This window comes from Pseudomonas sp., assembly GCF_050739995.1.
GTDB lineage: Bacteria > Pseudomonadota > Gammaproteobacteria > Pseudomonadales > Pseudomonadaceae > Aquipseudomonas.
Map to the genome: position 1 here is coordinate 1 of NZ_JBOICG010000128.1, position 3,737 is coordinate 3,737.

Sequence of the window (3,737 nt, forward strand, 5' to 3'; positions counted from 1 at the left end):
CATCCAAACAGGGCTGCAAAGCCGCCCTGCTTGGATGGACCTCACTTAAAAAGTCTAAAGCCCACGCAACTGTCTGTGGAAAACCACTGATTTCCACCGGTGGATAATTTCATCCACAGCCGCAGAGCTCCCGAAAATTCGAGCCTTGACCCGAATTATCCACAAGCGTAGAAAAGATCGGGCAAAGCGCTGTCGTTGACAGCAACCCAGGTAGCCAGAACCTTTAAGGCTACGCCACACCGTGGTGGTTCTCCCAAAGTGCGATTAGCGTCCGGCGGCTCGCACGGTCACAGCGATGTGATGGATGCCTACTTTTACCAGTGTGCCCACTGCGGCAACTCATCCCCTTTCATAGCTGCCCTGCAGCAACCTATCCGCTTGGCCATTTCCTTGCGCCAACCTGCGCCCGTCTCTTTCTTCCGGAAAGAGACGGGCGCTCCTACCGCTGCTGCAGCCCAACTCGTACAAGGCTTTGCGGCATTTCCCCTCGCGACAATCGGCGTGACAAACACCGAAGTCACCAGCAACAGCGATGCAGATGATGGTGCCGCAGCCCACGGAATGGACTGCACCTGACTGACAGTCAGGCATGCCCCGGTCATCGCCTCACTGCCTTCACCCGACTCAGGATCTCGCGGCGCTGGTCTCGTCAGCCAGCGCAGCCTCCACCCGCCCACTTCTTCGGAAGTGCTCAGGAGGCCAGATCATGAGATGCCCAAGCTCCCGGTCGTAAGGAGCCGTCATTCCAGCGTTAGTGGAAAACCCTCACAGGTCGCAGGGGCCTTGATCCCTGATAACACTCAACATTCTTGGCGGGATGACGTGGGGAAATTTTCAAAAGTGTTGGCTTCGAGAAGGGTTCGATCATGGCATTGGTCGGTAGACGAAACGGGCGAAATTTTGGATGGGGTTGGCAACTGAGTTATGCCGGGCCGCAGGCATTGAAGAACATGTTCGGCGGCGGACACTACGGTACGGTCAAGGCGCACAGTGATCGCTGGCAGGCTTTCGTGCGCTGGTGTCGTTCGGATGATGGGCCGGGCTTTAACGATGCGCGGCAGATTAATCGGCAGACCTTACTGGATTACGCAGGACATCTACGTCAGCAGGTTGAACAAGACGCTATCGGCATCGCCACCGCGCAAAATCGGTTGTCTAGCGTGAACCAAACCATGGCCGCCCTTCGCGGTGATCAGTATGTGAAGGTGTCGAGTCCGAGCAAGACGCTGGGAATGCAGCGCACATCCGTTCGCACCATGGCACCTCAAGGCCAAGACCGCGAACATTTGAAGCGGATGGTCGAGGTGCTTTGCGAACATCAGCAGACACGCGTTGCGGCCATCGTTCAGTTAGCGCGAGCCGCCGGCATGCGCTTGCGCGAGGCCATTTTGGCTGACCTACCACGCCTAAAAAGTGAAGCCAAACAATACGGCAAGATCAACATCCAAGACGGCACCAAAGGTGGCCGCTCGGGGGCCTCGGCCCCTCGTTGGATTACGGTAGATGATCACATCAGCGACGCACTGACATTCGCCCTTCAAGTCTCGCCGAATGGTAGCCGCAATCTGCTTGCAACAAATGAATGCTACCTCGATTTCCAACAGCTAATCGTTCGGCCTGCACGGGAAATTCTCAATACGCACAACCTCAAGGGCTTCCACGAATTGCGGGCGACCTATGCGTGCGAACGTTACGAGCAAATCACCCGGCATCCTGCGCCCGTCAACGGTGGCAATTGCTACCAACTTGATCATCACCTCGACCAGGAAGCCCGAGCACAAATCAGCTATGAGCTGGGGCACGGTCGTATCGACGTGGTGTCGACTTACATTGGTGGCCGCGCATGAGAACAGCATTCTATATGGAGCTCTTCCTCGCAGGAGTCCTGACCGGATCGCACGCTACTCGGCAGCGTCACCTTCGCCAGGCAAAGGCAATCCAAGCAGCTATCGCTGAGCGCTGGCAGCGTGACAATTTATGGAATTGGAAGAGAAAACACCTTGCGTGGTTTTTGAATCACCACCTAATGCACCGCACTGAATTGACGCGTTATTACTATGTGCTGACCGTGCGCCTACTCACTCATCGCTTAGGAAAAAATTGGCAATTCAGCGTGTCAGAATATGTGAGAAAGCAAATCAAACAGAGCTGAGCCATACAAAATATCCGGTACATCTAAGGCTCTCATTCATCTGGTCTGGCAGCGACGAGGACATAGATTCGCGGCATTCGCAATGCTTACCCAGACGAACTTGCGCACCAGAACGTACACCAATTCCTAATAATATATAACAATAAGCACGCCCTCTTTATTCTCTGAGCTTATAAAAATCAAAAAAAACCAATTAAATCAAACAATGATTGGATCCAGTTCCGGCGTTGACAATTCAGCCTCGCACCGTCAAGAATATAAATACACACGAGAAATCATACAGCCAAATAGATAGCTAGCTATCTCTTCAACTAGTATCTCTCATGCTTACAGGGATGTTCGGCTATGAAAGTTGCCCTTATTACGGGCGGAACAAGAGGAATCGGTTTCGCCATCGTCAAACTGCTTGCACTTGAAGACAATTTAATAGTTGTCACTTGCGGCACCAAAGCGCAGTCTAAAGTTCAGCTTCCTGAGCGCGTTGAGTATGTTCAATGCGATATATCTTGCTTAAAATCAGTCACAGCAATGATTAAGCAGGTGATTGATAAGCACTCCAAAATAGACATACTTGTCAACAATGCCGGTATTTCTCACATCAAGCCTGATGGGCGATTTCTGATTGAAGATATTCAAGAGGCCACTTGGCATCAAGTGATCAACACGAACTTGTCCGGCGCATTCTATACCTGCAAACAAGTGATTCCTCATATGAAAAGGAATCACTATGGACGAATCATAAATATCTCCTCAGCCTCTGCCAGATTTGGAGGAGTACTCGCCTCCGTTGACTACATCTCGTCAAAAGCGGGGCTTATTGGTTTAACTAAAGGGCTCGCTTACGAATTAAGGGGGTGTGGCATTACAGTTAATGCTATAGCACCGGGCCGGATAGATACAGATATGATATCAGACGCCGACCTAAGCGACAAATGGGCTAAAAGCCATGTCCCTCTCGGCAGACTTGGTAAGGGAGAAGATATTGCAGGGACCGTCCTATTTTTAATTTCCAAGCATGCTGATTATGTGCATGGAGCAACACTTGACTGCAATGGAGGATGGATCATAACTTAGTTTATTGATCCTCAAGAGGTGCATATATGTCCAGCAGAGTTATTGTCGTCAGCGGCGGAACGAGGGGGATCGGCTTAGCAATTTCAGAGAAACACGCTATAGCCGGCGATACTGTTTTTTCACTGTGCTTAAACCCTGAAAAACAAAACAAGACGCATGCAAATATCCACGTAATAAAGTGTGATGTTCGTGATTTCAGAGTAGTTAATGACTGTATAGATCGAATACTTTTAGAAGTAGGAAAGATTGACGCCCTTGTGAATTGTGCCGGAATCCAGCAACCGCCATCTGAGGGTTTAGAATATATTGATCAAGATGATTGGAGAAATGTCCTCGCCACCAATCTCGATGGCGTCTTCCACTTGTGCAAAGCAGTAATACCCTCTATGAAAGGCAGGCGCCAAGGCGTGATTATCAATATGGCGTCCGTGGCAGCCACCGACGGATACCCAATGGCTAGCGCTTATGCGACTTCCAAGAGTGCTCTGATTGGTCTGACGAAGTCCCTGGC

At 50.8% G+C, this 3,737-nt stretch carries 4 protein-coding genes; all 4 read left to right on the plus strand.

Annotated features, from left to right (window positions below; all coding sequences use genetic code 11):
* Window positions 1-866: 866 nt before the first annotated feature.
* Complete coding sequence (locus ACRESD_RS04400; RefSeq protein WP_431749804.1) at window positions 867-1,847, plus strand: integrase domain-containing protein; 981 nt, start codon at window positions 867-869, stop codon at window positions 1,845-1,847.
* On the plus strand, window positions 1,844-2,152 hold the full coding sequence (locus ACRESD_RS04405) for a hypothetical protein (protein ID WP_431749805.1): 309 nt from the start codon (window positions 1,844-1,846) through the stop codon (window positions 2,150-2,152). The genes ACRESD_RS04400 and ACRESD_RS04405 overlap by 4 nt, the downstream gene beginning before the upstream one ends.
* A gap of 345 nt (window positions 2,153-2,497) precedes the next feature.
* Window positions 2,498-3,226 carry an SDR family NAD(P)-dependent oxidoreductase gene (locus ACRESD_RS04410; RefSeq protein WP_431749806.1) on the plus strand — a complete coding sequence of 243 codons (729 nt, stop codon included), beginning with the start codon at window positions 2,498-2,500 and terminating at the stop codon, window positions 3,224-3,226.
* Between the two features lie 26 nt (window positions 3,227-3,252).
* On the plus strand, window positions 3,253-3,737 hold a 485-nt coding region (locus tag ACRESD_RS04415; RefSeq protein ID WP_431749807.1), incomplete at its 3' end, for an SDR family NAD(P)-dependent oxidoreductase.

What these genes read in the sequence shown, in the direction of transcription:
- ACRESD_RS04405 (WP_431749805.1), top strand. Translation starts at nt 1,844, where the DNA reads ATGAGAACAGCATTCTATATGGAGCTCTTCCTCGCAGGAGTCCTGACC.
- ACRESD_RS04400 (WP_431749804.1), top strand. Translation starts at nt 867, where the DNA reads ATGGCATTGGTCGGTAGACGAAACGGGCGAAATTTTGGATGGGGTTGG.
- ACRESD_RS04410 (WP_431749806.1), top strand. Translation starts at nt 2,498, where the DNA reads ATGAAAGTTGCCCTTATTACGGGCGGAACAAGAGGAATCGGTTTCGCC.